Origin of the sequence: Arthrobacter sp. ISL-48 (genome assembly GCF_018613805.1) — a bacterium.
Classification (GTDB): domain Bacteria; phylum Actinomycetota; class Actinomycetes; order Actinomycetales; family Micrococcaceae; genus Arthrobacter.
This window is the reverse complement of sequence record NZ_JAGGPL010000016.1, coordinates 1-22,300: the sequence shown is the minus strand read 5'-3', so window position 1 is coordinate 22,300 and position 22,300 is coordinate 1. Positions and strand designations below refer to the sequence as shown.

General features: G+C 64.2%; 19 protein-coding genes and 1 pseudogene. 10 read left to right on the top strand and 10 right to left on the bottom strand.

Translation table 11 applies throughout. From position 1 onward, the window contains the following. Positions 1–29: 29 nt before the first annotated feature. The 9 genes and pseudogenes from J7E83_RS14650 to J7E83_RS14610 form a co-directional block, all read right to left on the bottom strand. Positions 30–251: a hypothetical protein gene (locus J7E83_RS14650; RefSeq protein ID WP_396020559.1), complete on the bottom strand. Its 222-nt coding sequence runs from the start codon at positions 249–251 to the stop codon at positions 30–32. Positions 252–263: 12 nt separating this feature from the next. Then, positions 264–362 (bottom strand): annotated as a pseudogene (locus J7E83_RS21215) (pyridoxal 5'-phosphate synthase lyase subunit PdxS); the annotation flags it as partial. Between the two features lie 67 nt (positions 363–429). Next, positions 430–1,803, bottom strand: coding sequence for an L-serine ammonia-lyase (locus J7E83_RS14640; RefSeq protein ID WP_214963417.1), 1,374 nt, complete (start codon positions 1,801–1,803; stop codon positions 430–432). Further along, positions 1,803–2,441, bottom strand: coding sequence for a sarcosine oxidase subunit gamma (locus J7E83_RS14635; RefSeq protein ID WP_214963414.1), 639 nt, complete (start codon positions 2,439–2,441; stop codon positions 1,803–1,805). Before J7E83_RS14635 ends, J7E83_RS14640 begins: the two co-directional genes overlap by 1 nt. Next, positions 2,434–5,376 (bottom strand): sarcosine oxidase subunit alpha family protein, encoded by a 2,943-nt coding sequence (locus tag J7E83_RS14630; protein ID WP_214963411.1) that lies wholly within the window; start codon positions 5,374–5,376, stop codon positions 2,434–2,436. The genes J7E83_RS14635 and J7E83_RS14630 overlap by 8 nt, the downstream gene beginning before the upstream one ends. After that, on the bottom strand, positions 5,373–5,792 hold the full coding sequence (locus J7E83_RS14625) for a sarcosine oxidase subunit delta (protein ID WP_214963408.1): 420 nt from the start codon (positions 5,790–5,792) through the stop codon (positions 5,373–5,375). Before J7E83_RS14625 ends, J7E83_RS14630 begins: the two co-directional genes overlap by 4 nt. Positions 5,793–5,806: 14 nt before the next feature. Then, the gene (locus J7E83_RS14620) at positions 5,807–7,027 is read right to left on the bottom strand and encodes a sarcosine oxidase subunit beta family protein (RefSeq protein WP_396020557.1); all 1,221 of its coding nucleotides are present in this window, start codon (positions 7,025–7,027) and stop codon (positions 5,807–5,809) included. Then, positions 7,024–8,322 (bottom strand): serine hydroxymethyltransferase, encoded by a 1,299-nt coding sequence (gene glyA, locus J7E83_RS14615; RefSeq protein WP_214963405.1) that lies wholly within the window; start codon positions 8,320–8,322, stop codon positions 7,024–7,026. The genes J7E83_RS14620 and glyA overlap by 4 nt, the downstream gene beginning before the upstream one ends. A gap of 166 nt (positions 8,323–8,488) precedes the next feature. Then, positions 8,489–9,166 (bottom strand): GntR family transcriptional regulator, encoded by a 678-nt coding sequence (locus tag J7E83_RS14610; protein WP_214963402.1) that lies wholly within the window; start codon positions 9,164–9,166, stop codon positions 8,489–8,491. A 137-nt stretch (positions 9,167–9,303) separates the two neighbouring features. Here J7E83_RS14610 and purU point away from each other — a divergent pair, with 137 nt between their 5' ends. The 4 genes from purU (at position 9,304) to J7E83_RS14590 (ending at position 14,388) form a co-directional block, all read left to right on the top strand. Next, positions 9,304–10,218 (top strand): formyltetrahydrofolate deformylase, encoded by a 915-nt coding sequence (purU, locus tag J7E83_RS14605; protein WP_214963400.1) that lies wholly within the window; start codon positions 9,304–9,306, stop codon positions 10,216–10,218. Positions 10,219–10,272: 54 nt separating this feature from the next. Continuing rightward, positions 10,273–12,765: an FAD-dependent oxidoreductase gene (locus J7E83_RS14600; RefSeq protein WP_214963397.1), complete on the top strand. Its 2,493-nt coding sequence runs from the start codon at positions 10,273–10,275 to the stop codon at positions 12,763–12,765. A gap of 127 nt (positions 12,766–12,892) precedes the next feature. Further along, entirely contained in the window at positions 12,893–13,519 is a 627-nt protein-coding gene (locus J7E83_RS14595) for a cyclodeaminase/cyclohydrolase family protein (RefSeq protein WP_214963394.1), read from the top strand. Next, complete coding sequence (locus J7E83_RS14590) at positions 13,516–14,388, top strand: bifunctional 5,10-methylenetetrahydrofolate dehydrogenase/5,10-methenyltetrahydrofolate cyclohydrolase (RefSeq protein WP_214963378.1); 873 nt, start codon at positions 13,516–13,518, stop codon at positions 14,386–14,388. The genes J7E83_RS14595 and J7E83_RS14590 overlap by 4 nt, the downstream gene beginning before the upstream one ends. A gap of 126 nt (positions 14,389–14,514) precedes the next feature. Here J7E83_RS14590 and J7E83_RS14585 read toward each other — a convergent pair whose 3' ends face one another. Beyond that, complete coding sequence (locus J7E83_RS14585; RefSeq protein WP_214963375.1) at positions 14,515–15,210, bottom strand: GntR family transcriptional regulator; 696 nt, start codon at positions 15,208–15,210, stop codon at positions 14,515–14,517. Between the two features lie 178 nt (positions 15,211–15,388). Between J7E83_RS14585 and J7E83_RS14580 the strand changes: the two genes are divergently transcribed. The 6 genes from J7E83_RS14580 to J7E83_RS21210 all read left to right on the top strand — a co-directional run. Next, a complete protein-coding gene (locus tag J7E83_RS14580; RefSeq protein WP_214963371.1) occupies positions 15,389–16,261 on the top strand; it encodes a methylenetetrahydrofolate reductase in 873 nt (290 codons plus the stop codon). 12 nt (positions 16,262–16,273) lie between these two features. Further along, positions 16,274–18,601 carry an FdhF/YdeP family oxidoreductase gene (locus J7E83_RS14575; protein ID WP_214963367.1) on the top strand — a complete coding sequence of 776 codons (2,328 nt, stop codon included), beginning with the start codon at positions 16,274–16,276 and terminating at the stop codon, positions 18,599–18,601. Then, positions 18,598–19,200 carry a GTP cyclohydrolase I FolE gene (folE, locus tag J7E83_RS14570; RefSeq protein WP_214963365.1) on the top strand — a complete coding sequence of 201 codons (603 nt, stop codon included), beginning with the start codon at positions 18,598–18,600 and terminating at the stop codon, positions 19,198–19,200. Before J7E83_RS14575 ends, folE begins: the two co-directional genes overlap by 4 nt. Before the next feature lie 301 nt (positions 19,201–19,501). After that, positions 19,502–20,719, top strand: coding sequence for a formaldehyde dehydrogenase, glutathione-independent (fdhA, locus tag J7E83_RS14565; protein ID WP_214963361.1), 1,218 nt, complete (start codon positions 19,502–19,504; stop codon positions 20,717–20,719). A 154-nt stretch (positions 20,720–20,873) separates the two neighbouring features. Further along, positions 20,874–22,136 (top strand): molybdopterin molybdotransferase MoeA, encoded by a 1,263-nt coding sequence (locus tag J7E83_RS14560; RefSeq protein WP_214963533.1) that lies wholly within the window; start codon positions 20,874–20,876, stop codon positions 22,134–22,136. 35 nt (positions 22,137–22,171) lie between these two features. After that, on the top strand, positions 22,172–22,300 hold a 129-nt coding region (locus J7E83_RS21210; protein WP_251043907.1), incomplete at its 3' end, for a catalase.

Genomic DNA, 22,300 nt, shown 5'->3' with positions numbered 1-22,300 from the left:
AGTTTTCGCCCAACCGGCAAACCAGGCGCCTACACCCAGACCTTGAAACCGGTGGATTTGTCGAAGAGCCTCCGCGTAAAAGCTCCTGACCCTGCTATCCAGAGCACAGAATCATCGTTAGCGGCTTGCTCGACCACGCCGGTGATGACGTGCTCGCCCCTAAGCCACACTTCCACCGTGTGGCCCGTCAGCCGGGACCAGTCGCTGCGCAGCCCACGTACGCTGGTGGTCCGGGCTGGGCCTGTCGCCACAGACGTCATGGTCTACCAGCCCCGCTCGGCGAGGCGGTGGGGGTGCGGGATCTCGTCCACGGTGATGCCCACCATGGCTTCGCCCAGGCCGCGGGAGGCCGCGGCGATCACGGCACGGGCGCCGGCGTCTTCGGCGACGCGGGGCTGTTCGACGTTGACGACGTCCATGATGAACGGCTCAGCACTCGATGACGTTGACGGCGAGGCCTCCGCGGGAGGTTTCCTTGTACTTGGTTTTCATGTCGGCTCCTGTTTCGCGCATCGTTTTGATGGCTTTGTCGAGGGATACCTTGTGGCTGCCGTCGCCGTGCAGGGCTAGGCGGGCGGCGTTGATGGCTTTGACGCTGGCGATGGCGTTGCGCTCGATGCAGGGGATCTGTACCAGTCCGCCCACCGGGTCGCAGGTCAGGCCGAGGTTGTGTTCGATGCCTACCTCGGCGGCGTTTTCGACCTGGGCAGGTGTACCGCCGAGGACTTCGCAGAGCCCGGCGGCGGCCATGGAGCAGGCGGAGCCCACTTCACCCTGGCAGCCAACCTCGGCGCCGGAGATGGAGGCATTCATTTTAAAGAGGATTCCGACGGCGGCCGCGGCCAGCAGGAAGCGGACCACGCCGTCGTCGTTGGCGCCGGGGACGAACTTCACGTAGTAATGCAGCACCGCGGGGACGATGCCGGCCGCACCGTTGGTGGGCGCTGTGACAATCCGCCCGCCGGCGGCGTTCTCCTCGTTAACGGCCAGCGCGAACAGGTTCACCCATTCCATGGCCCGCAGCGGGTCGGTCACCCCAGTGTCCGCGGTCAAGGTCTGGAATAACGACGGCGCGCGGCGGCGGACGCTGAGCCCGCCGGGAAGGATCCCTTCCGCGGCGCAGCCGTTGTCCACGCATTTGCGCATGACCGCCCAGAGCGCCAGCAGCTTTTTCCGCAGTTCTTCTTCGGTCCGCCACACGAGTTCGTTGGCGAGCATGATGTCGGAGACGGACATGCCTTCGCGCCTGCAGATTTCCAGCAGCTCGTCGGCGGTGTTGAAGGGGTAGGGCAGGTCGGTGGAGTCGGCTACCACGCGGTCCTGCGCGTCGGCGTCGCCGTCCACCACGAAGCCCCCGCCAATCGAGTAGAAGCTCCGTTCGGTGAGGACGGCCCCGGTGTAGTCCAGCGCGCGGAACGTCATGCCGTTGGGGTGGGCAGGGAGGGCCTTGCGCCGGTGGAGGACCACGTCCTCGTCCCAGTTGAAATCCACCCGGTGAACCCCGCTGATCCACAGCTCGCCGTCGAGGGCGGCGGCGGCCACCTGGTCATCGGCGGTGGTGGTGTCCACGGTTTCAGGGTCCAGGCCCTTGAAGCCCAGAACCACGGCCTTGTCCGAGCCGTGGCCCCGCCCGGTGGCGCCGAGGGAGCCGAACAGCTCGGCCTGAACCCGCTTGGTGGAGCTCAAGTGTCCTGCGCTTTTGAGCCCGTCGGCGAACAGCTTCGCTGCCCGCATCGGGCCCACCGTGTGTGACGACGACGGCCCGATGCCAACGGAAAACAGGTCAAGGACACTGAGGGCCATTAGGGGACCTCAGGAGAGGCGTACTCCCGCATGGCATCGAGGAGCCAGCGGCCCAGGAAATCGGCGAAGGAGGCGCGAGGGAAGATCCGGTAGCTGTCGTCACGGGTCTTCCAGAGGATGGCGGGGATGTTGCCGATCTCAGTGGACAATGCGGTGCCGGCCTTGAACACGCGGGGGTGCAGGTCCAAGGAACAGCCCTTTTCCAGGACGGCCCGGGCCCGCGGTCCGGTGAGCTCGAAAGTGGTCCGGTTTGCGGAGAGGTCCACCACCTGGCCTTCGCCGCCGGCGAGGGCTTCCTTGAGCGCCTGGATGAGGTCCCCGCCGAGGGACTCGTGGGCTTCCATGGGTGCGACTACCAGGAATTCGGCGGGTCCTAGCCAGAGCACAGTGGTGTCGCCGGAGCCGCTGACGCCGCCGCATGCTGCGGGCAGGCCGCCGGTAACGGAGGCAATGCGCTGTCCTGCGTCGCTGTTTCGGTCGACCCGGAGGCCCACCATGGTCAGGAAGGACACTTCGGCCAGTTCCACCACGCCCCGGAGAGAGCCGGTTTCAAAGGCTGACCGGAGCTGGGCAGCGGGGCTAACGCGTGCGGAGAGGTCCTTCTGGCGGGTGGTTGCGGGTGCTGCTGTTTCAGCCATCTTTGCGGGTCCCTTCGGGGTCAAAAAGTACGGTTTCGGCGACGACGACGTCCACCAGCTGGTCGCCCGCGGCTGCCGTCAGGGTTTCGCCGATGCGGTTGCGGCCGTTCTTGATCAGTGCCAGGCCGAACGACCTGCCCAGTGCTGCGCTGTGGTAGCTGGAGGTGACGAAGCCTTCCATCGGGACCGGTCCGTATGCGGGATTGGTGGAGCGGCCCTTTTCCACGAGCTGGGTGCCTTCCGGCAACCGGATGCTGCCGTCAATGGGCAGGACGCTGACCAGGTGCTTGCGGTCCATGCGCTGCGCATCGGCCCGGGAGTAGGAGCGCTTGCCGATGAATTCCTTCGCCTTGGAGACGATCCATTCCATCCCGGCGTCCTGCGGGGTGACGGTGCCGTCCGTGTCCTGGCCGACGATCGGGTATCCCTTCTCGGCGCGGAGCACGTGCATGGTTTCGGTGCCGTACGGAGTGATGTTGAATTCGGCCCCGGCGGCTGCCACTGCCTCCCACGTGTTCAGCCCGTACCAGGACGGGACGTTGATCTCGTAGGCCAGTTCGCCGGAGAAGGAGATGCGGCAGACCCGGGCGCGGACGCCGGAGGCGAGGGTGGTTTCACGGAACGTCATGAACGGGAAGGCCTCGGCCTCCAGCCCGCCGTTGGCCGCGAGTTCCGGCGCCACCGTGGCGAGGACTGCACGGGATTTGGGTCCGACGACGGCAATGGTGGTCCACTGTTCAGTCACCGAGGTGCAGTGCACGTCCAGCTCCGGCCATTCGGTCTGCAGCCATTCCTCCAGCCAGTCCAGCACCTTCGCGGCGCCGCCGGTGGTGGTAGTCATGAAGTAGCGGTCCTCGTCGAGGCGGAGGGTCACGCCGTCATCGAAGATCATGCCGTCGGCCATGCACATCACGCCATAGCGGGCCGAACCGGGCGCGAGCTTCTTGAACGCGTTAGTGTAGATCCGGTTCAGGAACTCACCTGCGTCCTTGCCTCGGATCTCGATCTTGCCCAGTGTGGTGGCGTCCATAAAGCCCACGGATTCACGAACGGCGGCGCATTCACGCAGCACGGCCGCATCCATGTCCTCCCCGCCCTGCGGGTAGTACCAGGGCCGCTTCCACTGTCCAACGTCCTCGAACAGGGCGCCCTTGGCGACGTGCCAGGGGTGGATCGAGGTGACGCGGGCCGGGTCGAACAGCTCCCCGCGCTGGCGGCCGGCGAGAGCCGCGAACGCCACGGGGGTGAACGGTGCGCGGTAGGTGGTGGTGCCGATTTCGCCGATGCCGCGCGATGCTTCGCCGGCTGTCCGGAGCGCGGCGGCGATGACGCCGATCGCGTTCACGCCGGAGGTCTTGCCCTGATCGTTGGCGGTGCTGATGGAGGTGTAGCGCTTGATGTGCTCCACCGACCGCATTCCGGCTCCGGTGGAGCGGAGCACGTCGGCTACTGACTGGTCACGCTGGAAGTCCACGAAGTGGTGGTGCCAATCATCCGGTGTGCCGTTCTCCCCCGGCACCAGCCACAGCTGGCGGGTCGGAGCGGAGGCCTTCGGCTCGCCGAGCGGAGACGGTTCGACGGCCGGTACGAAACCGGCCGCGCCGGCTGCCGCCGCTCCGGCAGAGACGCCTTCTGCGAGGCAGTCCGCGAGGTTGAAACTGCCGCGGCCGGAGCCCACAATCTGCTGGCCCGGAACCACAGTGCTCGGCACGAAGGCCGCCAGGTCGTCGTGCCAGCGCAGCTTTCCCTGCCGCTGCGAGTGCAGGTGCACCAGCGGGCTCCAGCCGCCGGAGACAGCCAGCAGGTCGCAGGCGATCTGTTCGATGCCCGAGGTGAGTTCGCCGTCGTCGTTGATGCTGCGGACGGTGACGCCGTCCAGGCGGCCGCCGGAGTCAGCGGTGGTGTTCGCCACTGCGCTGCCGATCAGCACCCGGGTGCCGGCCTCGATGGCGGCAGCAGCCACCTCGGTGAGGCGGGGACGGGCATCCACGACGGCGGCAACCTTGACGCCGGCGGCGCGCAGGTCCGCGGCCAGGGCGTAGGCGCTGTCATTGGTCGTGCTGATGACTACGCGCTGCCCGGCCGCCACGGCGTAACGGTTGAGATAGCTGCGGACAGCTGAGGCGAGCATGATGCCGGGCCGGTCATTGTTCTCAAAGACCAACGGGCGTTCGTGGGCGCCAGGAGCCAGCACCACCTGGTTGGCGCGGATGTGCCAAATACGCTGCCGCGATACCCCGGAAGCGGCCGGACTGGACAGGTGGTCGGTGCGGTTCTGGACGGCGATGACGTAGTTGGCGTCGTAGGCACCGAAGGCTGTGGTGCGGTTTAGGACGGTGGATTCAGAGCCGGAAACAAGCTCGGCTTCAACATCTGCCACCCATTCCAGAGCCGGTTTGCCTTCGATGGTCGCGGCCAGTGCAGGTGCCGTTGACGCGGAAAGGAGGGATCCGCCGAGTTCGGGCTGGTCATCCACAAGCATGACACGGGCGCCAGTACGGACCGCTTCCCGGGCCGCGGCCAGGCCGGCCGGACCTCCACCGATCACCAGTACGTCGGTGTGGACATACTTCTTGTCGTACTCGGCATGGTCCTCCTCCGGGTCCAGGCGGCCCAGTCCGTTGAGAAGTTCAGCCTTCAGGCCATCCACCAGCGTCACAGTGGTGGCGGGAAGCATGGACTCAGCCACGTGGCCGGGGAAACGCGGCTGCACCTTGACCATTGCGTTGGATTCCTCCACGCCGGCGGACATGATGCCCCGGGGACGGTCCTCATAAAGCGAGTTGCCGGCGCCAATGCGGCCGTTGGCCAGCAGGGCCGAGGCCAGCGTGTCGCCGGGGTGGCCGGTGAACTCCTCGCCGTCCACGGTGAAACGCCAGGCGATGGTGCGGTCGATGCGTCCGCCGGCTGCGAGGCGGGCGTTCTGGGAAGTCACTTGGTTGCTCCTTCCGGGGCGGTGGTGCTGGCGGGGGCTGAGCTTGTGGCAATGCTGGTGGCAGCGATGCTGGGAGCAGCGGTCCCGGTGGTGGTGCTGTCCGGGGCGGTGCTCGCAGTGCCGGACTCAGGTGCCGGGGGGGCTGCGTCGGGCCGGGCGGTACCCATGGGGTAAATCGCCTGGATCTCGTAGGTGACCGTGTCGCGGAGCATGTTGAACCACTGGCGGCAGCCGGTGCTGTGCAACCACCGCTCAGCAAAGGCACCCTTGGTGTTGTCCCGGTAGAACAGGAACTCGGCCCACTCGCGGTCGTTCAGCGCGTTCGGGTTTTCCGGGTACGCCACGTGGGCCTGGCCGCCGTAGTGGAACTCGGTCTCGTCGCGCGAGCCGCAGTTGGGGCATGAAATGAGGAGCATGTCCGGACTCTCTTCTAGTGGGCCACGGCGGCGGCGCCGTGTTCATCGATCAGGGCGCCGGTTTCGAACCGCTCCAGCGCAAACGGCTTGTTCAGTTCGTGCGGGGTCCCCGTGGCGATGGTGTGCGCGAAGGTGAGCCCCGCGGCCGGGGTGCCCTTGAAGCCGCCGGTGCCCCAGCCGCAGTTCACGAACATGTTCTCCACCGGCGTGGTGCCCACGATCGGGGAGGCATCCAGGGTGGTGTCCACGATGCCGCCCCAGGTCCGCAGCACGTGCGCCCGGGCAAAAATTGGGAAGAGCTCGACGGCGGCAGCCATCTGGTGCTCGATCACATGGAACGAGCCGCGCTGGCCGTAACCGTTGTAGGAATCCACCCCGGCACCCATCACCAGTTCGCCCTTGTGCGCCTGGGAAACGTAGACGTGCACGTGGTTGGACATCACCACCGTCGGGTGCACCGGTTCGTGCAGTTCGGAAACCAAGGCCTGGAGCGGATGGGACTGGATGGGCAGCCGGAAGCCGGCCATTTCCGCCAGGACCGAGCTATGCCCGGCCGCGCACAGGCCCACCTTTTCGGTATTGATGGTGCCCTGGTTGGTCTTGACGCCCACCACGCGGTTGCCGTCCTTGACGAAGCCGGTGACTTCGCAGTTCTGGATGATGTCCACGCCCAGCTCGTCACACTTGCGGGCGAACGCCCAGGCCACGTGGTCGTGCTTCGCGATACCGGCCCGCGGCTGGTAAGTGGCGCCCATGACCGGGTAGCGGATGTTGTCGCTGATGTTCAGGATGGGACAGAGTTCCTTGACCTGCTGGGGATCAAGCCATTCCGCGTCCACGCCGTTGAGCTTGTTCGCGCCCACGCGCCGCATGCTTTCACGGACATCGCCCAGCGTGTGGGCAAGGTTCATCACGCCGCGCTGGCTGAAGAGGAAGTCGTACTCGAGCTCCTCCGGCAGGACTTCCCAGAGCTTCAGGGCGTGCTCATAGATGGCCGCGCTCTCGTCCCAGAGGTAGTTGGAGCGGATGATGGTGGTGTTCCGGGCCATGTTGCCGCCGGCCAGCCAGCCCTTTTCCAGGACGGCGATGTTGGTCATTCCGTGGTTCTTGGCCAGGAAGTACGCCGTGGCCAGGCCATGCCCGCCGCCGCCAACAATCACGGCGTCGTAGGAGGATTTTGGCTCCGGGTTTCGCCAGAGGAAATCCGGGTGCTCCGGAAGCAGATCGGCCATCATGCCACCTCGTTCGCGTCAGAGGAGAGGTTGGGGTAGAGCGGGAATTTTCCGGCCAGGATTTCAACGCGCTGCCGGAGTTCCGCCACGGTCTCGTCGCTGAACTCGCGCTTGAGTGCTGCGGCGATAATGTCCGCGACCTCGGTGAATTCTGCCTTACCGAACCCACGCGTGGCGAGTGCCGGTGTGCCGATACGAAGACCGGAAGAGACCATCGGCGGACGCGGGTCAAAGGGCACGGCGTTGCGGTTGACCGTGATGCCGATCCGGTGCAGGCGGTCTTCGCCCTGCTGGCCGTCCAGTTCCGAATTGCGCAGATCCACCAGGACCAGGTGCACGTCGGTGCCACCGCTGACTACGGTCACGCCGGACTCTGCAACGTCGGCACAAAGCATGCGTTCTGCGATGATGCGGGCGCCTTCCAGGGTGCGTTCCTGGCGGTCGCGGAACGCCGGCTCAGCTGCGAGCTTGAACGCCACAGCCTTAGCGGCAATAACGTGCTCCAGCGGGCCACCCTGCTGTCCGGGGAACACCGCGGAGTTGACCTTCTTGGCGATGTCGGCGTTGTTGGTCAGGATCACACCACCGCGCGGGCCGCCGAGGGTCTTGTGGGTGGTGCTCGTGACGATGTGCGCGTGAGGCACGGGGTTGGGGTGAAGCCCTGCGGCAACAAGGCCTGCGAAATGGGCCATGTCCACCATCAGGTAGGCGCCCACCAGGTCCGCGATACGGCGGAATTCGGCGAAGTCCAGCTGTCGGGAGTAAGCGGACCAGCCGGCGACGATCAGCTTCGGCTTGCCCTCAACCGCCAGGCGTTCGACTTCAGCCATGTCAATCAGCATGGTGTCCTCGCTGACTCCGTACGGGACCACTTTGTAGAGCTTGCCCGAGAAGTTGATTCGCATGCCGTGCGTGAGGTGGCCGCCGTGGGCCAGGTTCAACCCCAGGATGGTGTCGCCCGGCTGGATTAGGGCGAACATCGCCGCTGCGTTGGCCTGGGCGCCGGAGTGGGGCTGCACATTGGCGAATTCGGAGCCGAACAATGACTTGAGACGGTCGATGGCCAGCTGCTCGACCACGTCAACGTGTTCACAGCCGCCGTAATACCGCTTGCCCGGGTAGCCTTCGGCGTACTTGTTCGTCAGGACCGAGCCCTGCGCCTCCATGACGGCAGTCGGCGCGAAGTTTTCGGAGGCGATCATCTCCAGTGTGCCCTGCTGGCGCATCAGCTCCTGCTGAACGGCTGCGTGGATCGCAGGATCGGTCTCTGCGAGCGTACGGGTCAGAACGTCGACCATCTTTTCTCCTCTGCTGTCTAATATCCTGTTGATATATTAGTTTCGTGATTCAAGTATGCTATCCACACCTGTGGGTGTCAACGAATTTTTTAGGCCGCTCAGAGGGGCCAATAGGGCGGCTGGAAGGGCCGCGCTTCTGCTAGCACATGGAGGGGTGAGGCTCAGATCAGGTGAAGAGCGCCCGGCGGACGGCATCCTCAAACCCGCTGACATGGCTCCTCGCGAGGTCAGCCGCCCGTGCCTCATCACCGTCAATCACGGCGCCGAGCAGGTCCAGATGCTCGTGCACGTGGCGGGAGAGGTCCGGAAGGCGGTCCAGCACCATGCACCAGATCCGGGTGGCGAGATTGTCATAGCGGATCAGGACATCTTCAAGGTGGGGATTGGCTGCCGCCGCGTAGATGCCTTGGTGTACGCGTGCATCCAACCGGAGGGTTTCGACTACGGAGGCCGTATGTGTCTCGAAGGATTCAACAGCCCGCATCACAGCGCGCAACCGCTCCCGCTGCTGCTCCGTAGCCACTCGGGCAGCCCGGGACGCCGCGAGCGGTTCAAGCTGGGTCCGGATTTCGGAGATGGACGCAAGATCGGTGACCTCCACCCGCGTGGCAAAAGTGCCCCTGCGAGGGTACGAAACTACCAGCCGGTCGAGCTCAAGGCGCTTCAAGGCTTCCCGCACCGGAGTGCGGCCAATGCCAAGGTCTCTGGCGAGGTGGTCGTCGTTGAGGAGATCGCCAGGTTTGATGTCCAGCATCAGCAGCCGGTCGCGGATGCGTTCGTACGCCACGTCCGCCAGCGACTTCTTGACGTTATCCTCCATGATTGCCAGGACTTCAACTGCCATGACTGGACCCCTTTCCATTTGAGTCAAATACGCTATTGACCGCGCCCACTGACCAGTATACGCTGATTGCCACACCTAATATATCAGTTCTTGGCGTTGGAATATATCTAATTGCCATATATCCAAAAGGAGGAGATATGACCCTCGTGGCAACAGACTCATCAACCAGCACCCTGGCTCAGACTAAGCCCCGCGTGGAAGAGAAGGCCCAGAAGTTCGTGCTCACGCTGTCGTGCGTCGAACGTGCCGGGATTGTCCAGGCGGTCACCACTTTTCTCTTCGAACGCGGCTTTAACATCGACGAGCACCAGCAGTTCGACGACGGGCTCCGCGAGACGCTGCACCTTCGCACCGCATTCTCGGGTCCCCCTGAGTACACTCCGGAAAGGCTCCAGGACGAGTTCAGCGCGATCGCCGACCGCTTCGAGATGAAGTTCAGCTTCCATGACCAAACCAAGCAACGCATCCTGGTCATGGTGTCCAAGTTCGGCCACTGCCTCAATGACCTGATCTTCCGCTGGCGCGGCGGCAGCCTCGGCGGCGATATTGTCCTGATCGTTTCCAATCATGAAACCCACCGGGCCATGGCTGATGCAGCCGGCCTCCCCTTCCTCTACGTCCCGGTGAGACCGGAAACGAAGGCAGACGCCGAACAGCGCCTGCTGGATCTGATCGACGAATATGACATCGACCTCGTGGTGCTTGCCCGGTACATGCAGGTCCTGTCCGACGACCTCTGCCGCTCCCTTGAGGGCCGCGCCATCAACATCCACCACTCCTTCCTGCCCGGATTCAAGGGAGCGCGCCCGTACCACCAGGCGTACGACCGTGGCGTCAAACTGGTAGGTGCCACTGCCCACTACGTGACTGCTGAACTCGATGAAGGGCCAATCATCGAGCAGGAAGTCATCCGGGTGGACCACAGCTACGGTCCCACCGCACTGTCAACAGTCGGGCAGGACGCGGAAGCGCTGGCATTGTCCCGCGCCGTGCGATGGCACTGCGAGCACCGTGTGCTGTTGGATCAAACCAGCACTGTCGTGTTCCGGTAACCACGACCACGTAATTAGCAGAGACCACACACGAAAATCAGCAGGAGAAACCACATGGCTTCGACGCCAAGCATCGTCATTATTGGAGCAGGAATCGTCGGCACGAACCTGGCCGATGAACTAGTCACGCGGGGTTGGAACAACATCACTGTCCTGGACCAGGGCCCCCTGAACATGCCGGGAGGCTCCACATCCCACGCCCCGGGCCTCGTTTTTCAGACAAACCCATCAAAGACAATGGCAACCTTCGCCAAGTACACGGTTGAGAAGCTCTTGTCCCTGACCGAGGACGGCGTCAGCTGTTTCAACCAGGTCGGCGGCCTGGAAGTCGCCACCACCGAGACCCGCCTTACGGATCTGAAGCGGAAGCTCGGCTATGCCGCCGCGTGGGGTATCGAGGGCAGGATCCTCACCCGTGCCGAGTGCAAGGAGCTTTACCCGCTCCTGAACGAGGAAGACATACTTGGCGGCCTCCACGTTCCCAGCGACGGCCTGGCCCGTGCTGCCCGTGCAGTCCAGCTGCTGATCAAGCGGACGGAAGGCGCAGGCGTCAAGTACCTGGGCAACACCACGGTGACAGGCATTGAACAGTCCGGCCGCCGGGTCACCGGTGTCCAGACGTCCGAAGGCACCATCCCTGCCGATATCGTGGTCTCCTGCGCCGGTTTCTGGGGCGCCAAGATCGGCGAAATGATCGGGATGTCCGTCCCGCTGCTGCCATTGGCCCACCAGTATGTGAAGACTACTCCGGTGCCGGCCCAGAAGGGCCGCAACGAACTGCCCGACGACGCATCCCTGCCGATCCTGCGGCACCAGGACCAGGACCTCTACTATCGCGAGCACGGTGACCGCTACGGCATCGGTTCCTACGCGCACCGCCCCATGCCCGTGGACCTTGACGAACTGGGCTCCTACGACCCCAACAGCATCAGCGAACACAACATGCCCTCGCGCCTCGACTTCACCCTGAAGGACTTCCTCCCCGCATGGGAAGCCACCAAGCAGCTGCTGCCTGCCCTGCGCGAAAGCGAAATCGAGGACGGCTTCAACGGCATCTTCTCCTTCACACCGGACGGCGGACCCCTGGTGGGCGAATCCAAGGAGCTCGATGGCTTCTTCGTTGCCGAGGCCGTCTGGGTGACCCACTCGGCCGGTGTGGCCCGTGCTGTCGCCGAACTCCTGACCACCGGCAAGTCGCAGATTGACCTCGGAGAATGCGACATCCATCGCTTCGAAGAGGTCCAGCTGACCCCCGAATACGTCAGCGAAACCTCCCAGCAGAACTTCGTGGAGATCTACGACGTCCTGCACCCGCTGCAGCCCAAGCTCTCTCCGAGGAACCTGCGCGTCAGCCCCTTCCACGCCCGCCACAAGCAGCTGGGCGGCTTCTTTTTGGAGGGCGCCGGCTGGGAGCGCCCCTACTGGTTCGAAGCCAACGCGGATCTCCTGAAGGACATGCCCGCGGAATGGCAGCCGCCGGCACGCGACGCCTGGTCCGGGATGTTCAGCTCACCCATCGCCGCCGCCGAAGCGTGGAAGACCCGCACTGCGGTGGCCATGTACGACATGACTCCGCTCAAGCGCCTTGAGGTCTCCGGTCCCGGAGCCATGAAGCTGCTGCAGGAGCTGACTACGGCCGACATGTCCAAGAAGCCCGGCGCCGTCACCTACACCCTCCTGCTGGACCACGCCGGCGGCATTCGAAGCGACATCACCGTGGCCCGCCTGAGCGAAGACACCTTCCAGCTCGGAGCCAACGGAAACATCGACACTGCCTACTTTGAGCGGGCTGCACGCCACCAGACGGAAAACGGAACCGCCAGCGACTGGGTCCAGGTCCGCGACACCACCGGCGGGACCTGCTGCATCGGCTTGTGGGGGCCCCTCGCCCGAGACCTCATCAGCACTGTCAGCAGCGACGACTTCTCCAACGACGGCCTGCGCTACTTCCGGGCCAAGAAGGTCGTCATCGGCGGCGTCACCGTCACCGCGATGCGGCTGTCCTACGTCGGCGAGCTGGGCTGGGAACTGTACACCAGCGCAGATAACGGCCAGCGCCTGTGGGACGCACTCTGGAAGGCAGGACAGCCGTTCGGCGTGATCGCTGCGGGCCGGGCCGCATTCAGCTCGCTGCGTCTTGAAAAGGGCTACCGCTCGTGGGGCACCGATATGACCACCGAGCACGACCCGCTGGAAGCCGGACTTGGTTTCGCCGTCAAGATGACAAAGGAAAACTTCGTCGGCAAGGCAGCGCTGGAGGGCCGGACCGAGGAAAACGCTGCCCGGCGGCTGCGCTGCCTGACGGTCGACGACGGCCGCAGCATCGTGCTGGGCAAGGAACCTGTCTTCTACAAGGACCAGGCAGTCGGCTACGTCACGAGCGCCGCTTACGGCTACACCGTTGCCAAGCCGATCGCCTATTCGTACCTGCCGGCTGCCGTCTCCGTGGGCGACTCGGTCGAAATCGAATACTTTGGCCGCCGCATCCAGGCCACGGTCACGGCGGATCCGCTCTACGACCCCACCATGACCAGGCTCCGCGGCTAACAGCCGCCCGCCATCCAAGGGCACGCGGCCCGGACTCATTTCCTCGCAATGGGAGTCCGGGCCGCTGCTTTTCCATCGCCCCTCCCACGCCCTAGCAGTCGACTCGAGCTTCAGCAAAGGAAGACACATGATCAGTTCAGAAACAATAAACGACTACCTTGCCAGGCTTGCCTCGCGCGAACCCACCCCGGGGGGCGGCGCAGCCGCGGCGCTCCACGCCGCCCAGGGGGCGGCCCTTGTCGCCATGGTGGCCAGGTACACCACCGGCACGAAATACGAGCAGCACGCCGAACTTGTCACAAGGATCATCAGCGCAGCCGACGGACTGGTGATCCAGGCCCTGCACCTCGCGGACGCCGACCAGCATGCCTTCCAAGGCGTCATCGATGCGTACAAGCTGCCGGCCGGTACTGACGACCTGAAGGCTGCACGAACAGCATCCATCCAGGCCGCGCTCATCGTGGCCGCGCAAACACCGGCACAACTGGTCCTCCTTGCCGGCGCCGTCGTGGACCTTGCCGCTGAACTGTTCGAGGTGGCCAATGCCAACGTGATCAGTGACGTCGCGGCCGCCGCCGACGCAGCCCGGGCAGCGGCCACTACTGCACGGGTGAACATCGACATCAATGTGGTGGCCATCAAGGACACCGCAGCCCGTGCCCGGCTGGCGGACCAGACCGACGGCCTTGAGGACAAGGTCGTCCTGGCAGCCGACTCGCTCGTGAAGCGCGTGCGCGAAAGGATCCTCGGTTGAGCACCACACTCTCCGGACGAACACTGGCAAGGCTCATTCAGCAGAAGGCTCACGACGAAGCCCGGGACCTCGAAACTGAGGGCCTGCGCCCCACCCTTGCAGTGGTTGTCGCCACCGACGACGGCTCCACGCACTGGTATGTGCGGTCCATCGAACGGGCTGCAGAAAGCGCCGGCATCAGCTGCCGGATCGTGGACCTGGGCCACGATGCGACAGAACAGGTATTGGCCTCGGTCCTGAAAGACCTCAGTGCCGAGTCGTCGGTCAACGGCATTATCCTGCAGACGCCGTTGCCATCCCGCGTCGATGCAGATGCGCTGGTTGGGCACATCGCCCCCGAGAAGGACGTCGACGGCGCGAATCCCCTGAGCCTCGGCCGCCTGGCTGTGGGCCAGCCCTCGTTCGCACCTGCAACCGCCCGGGCCGTGATCGAGATCCTTGACCACTTCGACATCCCGGTGGCGGGCCGGAACGTCGTCGTGATTGGTCGTTCCGCCGTCGTCGGCAAACCGCTGTCCCTGCTGCTGCTGGAACGCGACGCCGCGGTCACCGTCTGCCACTCCAGGTCGGGGCCGCTGGAGAAACACACCAAGACGGCCGACGTCGTGGTTGTCGCCGCCGGGCGCACCGGCCTGCTGAACGGCGGCCATATTTCCTCCGGGGCCGTGGTGATCGACGTCGGCACCAACGTCCTTCCGGACGGCTCCCTCGTGGGGGATGTGGAACAAGCCAGCGTCCGGGGCATCGCGGCGGCATTGACACCCGTTCCGGGCGGTGTCGGCTCGGTCACGACGTCACTGCTTCTGCTGCACACCACCGAGGCCGCACGGGAGCAGTCGCGCGCCTTGGTCCGGGGAACAGCCGGGTGATCCGCCGCAGGCCCGCCTGGCTCACATAGTGCCTGTTGCCCTAGCCGCGCCGTGCAGATCCTGAATGCGTTCTGCACGGCGCGGACCCAAACCGATCCACGGGCCGTTCCCTAACCTGCCCGGGGGCTACAAGACGGCCCTGATCAGGTTCTCGAAGTCTGACACGTGCTTGGTGGTCAGCCGCGCAGCAGCTTCGGAATCCCCCTCAGCGATGCATTCGAGCAGCTCAATGTGCTGGGCAATATGCTCGGACACGGGAGGAAGCTTCTCGAGCACAAGGCTCCAGATCCGCGTCGCCAGGTTGTCGTACCGGATCAGGACATCTTCAAGATGCCGGCTGCCGGTGGCCCGGTAGATCATCCGGTGTACCCGCATGTCCAGGCGCATGAGGTCCCGCTGGGAGTGCGTTCTTGGCAGGAGCTCCCCGACTTCCCTGGCGAATTCCTTGATTTCCTGTCGGAGCTGCGGCGACGCCATCCGGGCAGCCCGTGCTGCGGCTGCAGGCTCCAAGAGCTGCCGGATTTCGGAGATTTCAGCAAGATCCGTGATGTCTACCCCTGCGGCGAATGTTCCCCGGCGGGGGTATGCCACCACCAGATGGTCGCTTTCAAGGCGCTTCATGGCCTCCCGGATGGGTGTTCTTCCCACTCCGAGCCGCCTGGAGATCACCTCGTCGTTCAATGGTTCGCCAGGCTTGATGTCCAAGACGATCAATTCATCGCAGAGCACCCTGTAGGCGAAGTCAGCGAAGGACTCGTCCTCCTGCCTCACAGGCAGGTACGAGCTCCCTACATCCGACGGTAGTTCTCCACCGCTTGCCATTTTCAAGTCTCCTCCCGATGCCCGGCCGAGCCTTGACGAGAAGGCCTCGTGTACATAGTATTCCTAGAACTGATATATCAATATGTCATCAAAAAAATGTCAACCCTGGTGTTGGCCCCCGTTGGAGAACATCCGCTCTGGCAGGCAGCGTTGCGGTGGTGTCGACGATCGGAGAGTAATGAGCAAGGAAGCTATTGCAAGGGTTCGGCTGGAAGTAGTTCCGTCTGCCGATCTTCTCACGCAGCTCCCCACGGCTCTTGGCACCACGGGATCCGTCAGTGTGACGTGCCTTCCGCACCACGGGCCAGCACGGACTGTGGAGGCGTCCGTCAACCTGGCGCACCTGGGTTACCACGTAGTTCCGCACCTCGCGGCCCGCAGCATTACAGGCCAGGCAGAACTCCATTCGCTGCTGCAGCCTCTGCAGGACGCAGGTATCTCGGAGCTCTTTCTCGTCGCCGGTGACCGGCGCGTAGCGGCAGGCCCATACACCTGGAGCGGACAACTCCTTGAAGCGGTCAAAGCATATTCACCCGACTTCTCCATAGGCATTGCCGGCTATCCGGAAGGCCACCCGCAGCTTAGCCAGGAACAACTCAGCACCAGCCTCCTCATGAAGGCGCCCTTGGCGTCCTCCATGGTCACGCAGATGTGCTTTTCCGTCGAGGCGATCAGCCGGTACCTTCGGACAATCCGCAAGAGCGGCATACACATACCGGTGTGGGTTGGAGTCCCCGGTCCGGTCTCCGTCCGGAAGCTGGTGTCTCTGGGTGCACGCCTCGGGGTCGGCCGCTCCCTCAAGCTCGCCCGCGGGACTGGGATGGCAGGAGCCCTGTTGCGGGACGACTTCCTGAGCTATGACAGCGGACGCCTGATTCGCGAGGTTCACCAGGAACTGGCGGGCGATCCGCTCTTTGCCGGGTTCCATGTCTACACGTTTAACGACTTCGGCCGCCTGCCCGGCCTCCTGGATGGGCTGCAGGGGCTGCGGCCAACCATCCCGTTGGCCGCAGGCGGCACTTCCAATCCATTGTTTCCTGCCACGATCTGAAGGGAAGATCACATGGCTTCCAAAGCCCCCAAGCAGAATATCGACGAGTCACAACTGAGCCTGACGAAGCCCAAAACAACTGCCGTCGGCCTTCCGGCTGTTGCGAACGCGTTGAAAATTTCCCTTGAGCAGATGGGTCCGCTGCGCAGCATCCAGACGCTCCTGGCAGTCAACCAGGTTGACGGCTTTGACTGCATGGGCTGCGCCTGGCCCGAACACGAAAAGCGCAATGCTGCGGAATTCTGCGAGAACGGCGCCAAGGCGGTGGCTGAAGAAGCCACGCGCCGCCGCGTCACCCCTGAATTCTTCGCGAAGCACTCCATTGCCGACCTGAAGACGCGCGACGACTACTGGCTGGGTCAACAAGGCCGGCTAACGCATCCGATGCTCCTCGACGAAGGCGCAACCCACTACAAGCCCATCGAGTGGGACGACGCTTATGAGCTGATCGCCCAGGAGATCAGGGACATGGAGCACCCCGACCAGTCAGTCTTCTACACTTCCGGGCGGACATCGAACGAGGCAGCCTTTGCCTACCAGCTCCTCGTTCGGGGCATCGGGACGAACAACTTGCCCGACTGCTCCAATATGTGCCACGAATCGTCCGGCTCGGCCCTGGTGGAAACGATCGGCATCGGCAAAGGCTCCGTCAGCCTCACGGACCTGGAAACGGCGTCGCTGATTTTCGTGGCGGGTCAAAATCCAGGCACCAACCACCCGCGCATGCTCAGCGCGCTGGAGAAGGCGAAAAAGAACGGCGCCGTCATCATCTCCGTGAATCCGCTTCCCGAGGCCGGGCTCCTTCGGTTTGAGAATCCGCAGAACATTTCCGGCATGGTTGTGGGCACGCAACTCACCGACGACTTCCTCCAAATCCGCGCCGGCGGCGACCAGGCCCTCTTCCAGGGGCTAGGCAAGTACCTCCTCGAAGCCGAAGCCCAGGGCCGCAATACCCCTGGCCTGCCCACTGTGCTGGACCATGAATTCATCAGGGACCACACCGTTGGCATCGACGAATACCTGCGGTACATCGAAAAGGCGGAATGGGACGACATCGTCGAAGCCACGGGATTGACTCTGGAACAGATCAAGTCCACTGGCGAACGCCTCCTGGCCTCGAGCGCCACCATCGTCTGCTGGGCCATGGGCCTGACCCAGCACAAGCACTCGGTACCCACCCTCCGCGACGTGGTCAACGTCCTGCTCCTCCAGGGCAACATCGGCAAGCCCGGAGCCGGCGTCTGCCCCGTCCGCGGCCACTCCAACGTCCAGGGTGACCGGACCATGGGCATCTTCGAGAAGATGCCGGAGAGCTTCCACGACCGGCTTGACCACGAGTTCCAGTTCCTCTCCCCCCGGGCGCACGGCTTCGACACCGTGGCCGCCATCCGCGCCATGCGGGACGGCAAAGTACGCGTCTTCATCGGCATGGGCGGAAACTTCGTGCGGGCGGCACCGGATTCCGAGGTCACCGAACAGGCGTTGGCCAACGCTCGCCTGACAGTGCAGATCTCCACGAAACTGAACCATTCCCACGTGTCGACGGGCCGTCGTGCGCTGATTCTGCCGACGCTCGGACGTACCGAGAAGGATACCCAGCGCACGGGCGACCAGAGGGTGACCGTGGAAGATTCCATGAGTGCGGTCCACGCCTCCCGCGGACGCCTTAAGCCCGCCAGCGAGCACCTGCAGTCCGAGGTGGCCATTGTGTGCAACATCGCCCACAAAGTCTTGACCGGCGGCGATAACCTCCCGCTCCCCAACTCCCCCAAAGCGGACTGGCTCGCCATGAGGGACGACTACTCCGTCATCAGGAAACACATCGAGGCGGTCCTCAGCGGCTTCGAGAACTTCGAGGAACGTATCCAGAACCCTGGCGGGTTCGTCCTTCCCCACCCGCCCCGGGACGCCCGGAAGTTCGATACCGCGTCGGGCAAGGCCCATTTCACAGGCAATGAACTGGAATTCATCAGGGTCCCCGCGGGACGGCTCGTCCTTCAGACCCTGCGCTCCCATGACCAGTACAACACCACCATCTACGGCAAGGATGATCGCTACCGCGGCATCCACGGCGGGCGCCGCGTCGTCCTGATCAACGCCGACGACATTACTGAGCTGGGTTTCACGGACGGGGACATTGTTCACCTCGTCTCCGAGTTCCGGGGGACTGAACGCCGGGCCGAGAACTTCCGCATCATGTCATACTCGACCCCCAAAGGTTGTGCGGCGGCCTACTACCCGGAAACCAACGTCCTCGTGCCGCTTGACTCCGTAGCCGACACCAGCGGCACGCCGACCTCCAAGTCCGTTATTGTGCGGCTTGAGCGGGCCGAAGCATGAGCGTTGCCCTGACGACTGAAACCACTGTTTCCACGGGTGTGGACGGGCCAAGGGTGGAACGGGCTGTCCGCGAGTACCTTCTGGCCATCGGGGAGGACCCGGAAAGGCCCGGACTGGCGGACACTCCTAGCCGTGTGGCCCGTGCCGCCACGGAAATGTTTGGCGGGCTCCATGAAGATCCCCTCGCGGTATTGGAGAGGACCTTCGACCTCGGCCACGGTGAAATGGTCATCGTCAAGGACATTCCGTTCTATTCCACGTGCGAACATCACTTGGTGCCGTTCCATGGCGTGGCACACGTAGGCTACATCCCCTCTGCCGAGGGACTGGTGACAGGCCTCAGCAAACTGGCCAGGCTGGTGGATGTCTTTGCGCGGAGGCCGCAGGTGCAGGAGAGGCTGACCACCCAGGTGGTGGACGCCCTGGTGGCATCGCTGCGGCCACTGGGCGCGATTGTGGTGATCGAGTGCGAGCATTTGTGCATGTCCATGCGGGGCGTGCGTAAGCCGGGGGCAAGGACCATCACGTCTGCAGTCCGCGGTGAACTGCGGCTGCCGGCCGCCCGAGCCGAAGCGCTGAGCCTGATCCACGGCCGCTAAAAACATTTCTGGACATGCCCCCGCGGCTACCCGTAGGATGTATCTGATATATCTCTACTGCACAATAAAAATATCAATCTACGCTTTGGCCGAGATCAACGCCACCACCAAGGGAGATGAGCTGTCCCGTTTCCGTGAATGGTGCTTCGGTGGCCTGAAACCTGGGGAGGTATCCTCATCGAAGCACCGCTTTGGGCAACGGGGCAGCGCCAGCAACTTACCGCACCAATGCCAGGCCATCCGACACGACAGGCCTGGCACCAAATCCCAGCACCAACCCGAGCAGCTAAAAGGAGTCTCCATGTCAGGAAACAGAGCCGTCGCCTACAAGGAACCCGGTGTCGTCGAAATCATCAATACCGACTACCCGACGTTCGAACTCAAAGACGGGCCTGGCGTCAATCCGGCCAACGTGGGCCGGAAAGTATCCCACGGTGCAATCCTGCGCACGGTGACAACCAACATCTGCGGCTCGGACCAGCACATGGTACGCGGCCGCACCACCGCTCCCCAGGACCTCGTCCTCGGCCATGAAATCACCGGTGAGGTGGTGGAAGTCGGACCGGATGTGGAGTTCATCAAGGTGGGAGACATCGTCTCGGTCCCCTTCAATATTTCCTGCGGGCGCTGCCGGAACTGCAAGGAACGCAAAACCGGCATCTGCCTGAATGTGAACCCCGACCGCCCGGGCAGCGCCTACGGCTATGTCGACATGGGCGGCTGGGTCGGCGGGCAGGCGGAGTTCGTCCTGGTCCCCTACGCTGACTGGAACCTGCTCCGGTTCCCGGACCGGGACCAGGCCCTGGAAAAGATCATGGACCTGACCATGCTCTCCGACATCTTCCCCACCGGGTTCCACGGCGCTGTCACGGCCGGAGTCGGCGTCGGGTCTACCGTCTATATTGCAGGCGCAGGCCCGGTCGGCCTTGCGGCCGCCGCCGGTGCACAGCTGCTTGGTGCCGCCGTCGTGATTGTCGGTGACATGAACGAGGACCGTCTGGCGCAGGCCCGCTCCTTCGGGTGCGAAACAGTGAACGTCTCTAACGGAGATCCGAAGGATCAGATCGAGCAGATCCTCGGAGTGCCCGAGGTGGATTGCGGCGTCGACGCCGTGGGGTTCGAAGCCCGCGGGCACGGCAAGGACGCATCCCACGAAGCCCCCGCCACCGTGCTGAATTCCCTCATGGACATCACCGCCGCAGGTGGGGCCCTTGGCATCCCCGGTTTGTACGTCACCGGCGACCCCGGTGGAATCGACGAGGCCGCCAAGCACGGTTCCCTATCCCTGTCCTTGGGCACCGGATGGGCGAAGTCCCTTTCCTTCACCACCGGCCAGTGCCCTGTCATGTCATACAACCGTCAGCTGATGATGGCCATCCTGCATGACAAGGTCCAGATCGCCAAGGCAGTGAACGCCACAGCGATCCCGCTTGAGGACGCACCGCGCGGCTACGCCGAATTCGACGCCGGCTCGGCAACAAAGTTCGTGCTGAACCCGAACGGATACGTCAAGGCATAGCACCCCGGCTGACGGGGCCGGGGACTGTGAGGCAGGCACCACGTGGTGCAGTCCTTAAGGTCCCCGGCCCCGCACGTTTCAGTGCATCACTACCTTCAGAAAGGGGGCGCCGTTGCTCGCCCAAGAAACCGCCACGAGCGGCGGCACGTCGGAGTTGCACTGTGAATTGCGACCTTCCAGACACCCCTCCCCCACTTGGCCCGAAGCCCGGCAGCTGGCTTTTGATTGCGCGGTCCCGCTCGCGCCCGTGGATGTCCCGCTCCGATTGGCAGCAGGCCACACCCTGACCCGCGACGTCGCCGCCCTGCAAAAACTCCCCCATTATGATTCCTCAGCCATGGACGGCTGGGCCATCAACGGCGATGGTCCATGGCGCCTTACAAATCACGAACCCTTTTTGTACCCCGGGAGTGCCAGCGTCATAGCTACCGGCGGACAGGTACCTTCCGGTGCCCAGTCGATACTCCGCAAGGAAAGCGGCAGGATCCATCAAAACGCTGGCGGCGGCCTTCTCCTGCGGCTCAATGACAGCGCGAAGGAAGGCGAACCGGGCCCGGGCCAGCACATTCGTCCTGCAGGCGAAGAAGCTGCCGCCGGTGAGGTGCTGATCCGCGCAGGCACAATACTGAACCCGGGCCACATTGCCCTCGCCGCCGTGGCTGGCCACGACAGTCTTCAGGTGCAGCCCAGGCCTGTGGTCGGAATCGTACTGACCGGTTCCGAAGTGGTCACTGCGGGCGTTCCGGATCCCGGCCAGGTCAGGGACACCTTTGGCCCGCAGCTGGGCACGGTCATTGCCATGCTGGGAGGCACGCCCGCCGGTCCTGTGCGCATCGGGGATACCTACACCGAATGGCTGACGGCACTTGGCGGTTCAAAAGCATTCCCCGGCGGGACGCCGGACGTCACCATCACCACCGGGGGAACCGGCCGTTCCGAAACCGACCACTTTCGCGCCGCCGTCGCCGCCCTCGGCGGACGGTTGCTGCTGGACGGCATCGCGATGCGGCCCGGCCACCCGGCAGTCCTGGCCGCGCTCCCGGACGGCCGCTTCGTCGTCGGACTGCCCGGTAATCCGTTGGCAGCAATGATGGCCCTCACCACTATCGGTGCACCGCTGCTGGAGGCACTCGGAGGCAGGCAACTGAGCGCCGTTGGGCAGTCGACGTCCGCTGCTGACATTGATCCGTGTCCAGGCCGTACGCGGCTGATTCCTTGCAGGTTCATCGAGGGGCTGGCCTTCCCTGCTTCCCATACCGGGCCCGGCATGATGCGTGGACTGGCTCGGGCCGATGGCGTCATGGCTGTTCCCCCTGGCGGAGTCCAGTCTGGCGAGCCGGTTCCTGTGCTCCCCCTCCCCTGGACCCAGTCCAACGAGACGATCGTGGTCGGCGCTGTCCCAAAGACTTCCTTCTGAACATCATTCACAAGTAATCGAGAAATAGGAGAATAATGACTGCGAACATCTCTGTATCGACCACCCAGTCCGGTGCCCCCGTCCCGTCCGACGCGCACTCCAAGGCTGTCGGTGCTGACGGCGCCATCATCCTGACCGACCACTATCTGGTGGAAAAGCTCGCC

Coding starts and splice junctions, on each gene's coding strand:
- J7E83_RS14640 (WP_214963417.1), bottom strand. CDS start 1,803: ATGGCCCTCAGTGTCCTTGACCTGTTTTCCGTTGGCATCGGGCCGTCG.
- J7E83_RS14635 (WP_214963414.1), bottom strand. CDS start 2,441: ATGGCTGAAACAGCAGCACCCGCAACCACCCGCCAGAAGGACCTCTCC.
- J7E83_RS14625 (WP_214963408.1), bottom strand. CDS start 5,792: ATGCTCCTCATTTCATGCCCCAACTGCGGCTCGCGCGACGAGACCGAG.
- J7E83_RS14620 (WP_396020557.1), bottom strand. CDS start 7,027: ATGATGGCCGATCTGCTTCCGGAGCACCCGGATTTCCTCTGGCGAAAC.
- glyA (WP_214963405.1), bottom strand. CDS start 8,322: ATGGTCGACGTTCTGACCCGTACGCTCGCAGAGACCGATCCTGCGATC.
- J7E83_RS14610 (WP_214963402.1), bottom strand. CDS start 9,166: ATGGCAGTTGAAGTCCTGGCAATCATGGAGGATAACGTCAAGAAGTCG.
- purU (WP_214963400.1), top strand. CDS start 9,304: ATGACCCTCGTGGCAACAGACTCATCAACCAGCACCCTGGCTCAGACT.
- J7E83_RS14600 (WP_214963397.1), top strand. CDS start 10,273: ATGGCTTCGACGCCAAGCATCGTCATTATTGGAGCAGGAATCGTCGGC.
- J7E83_RS14595 (WP_214963394.1), top strand. CDS start 12,893: ATGATCAGTTCAGAAACAATAAACGACTACCTTGCCAGGCTTGCCTCG.
- J7E83_RS14585 (WP_214963375.1), bottom strand. CDS start 15,210: ATGGCAAGCGGTGGAGAACTACCGTCGGATGTAGGGAGCTCGTACCTG.
- J7E83_RS14580 (WP_214963371.1), top strand. CDS start 15,389: ATGAGCAAGGAAGCTATTGCAAGGGTTCGGCTGGAAGTAGTTCCGTCT.
- J7E83_RS14575 (WP_214963367.1), top strand. CDS start 16,274: ATGGCTTCCAAAGCCCCCAAGCAGAATATCGACGAGTCACAACTGAGC.
- folE (WP_214963365.1), top strand. CDS start 18,598: ATGAGCGTTGCCCTGACGACTGAAACCACTGTTTCCACGGGTGTGGAC.
- fdhA (WP_214963361.1), top strand. CDS start 19,502: ATGTCAGGAAACAGAGCCGTCGCCTACAAGGAACCCGGTGTCGTCGAA.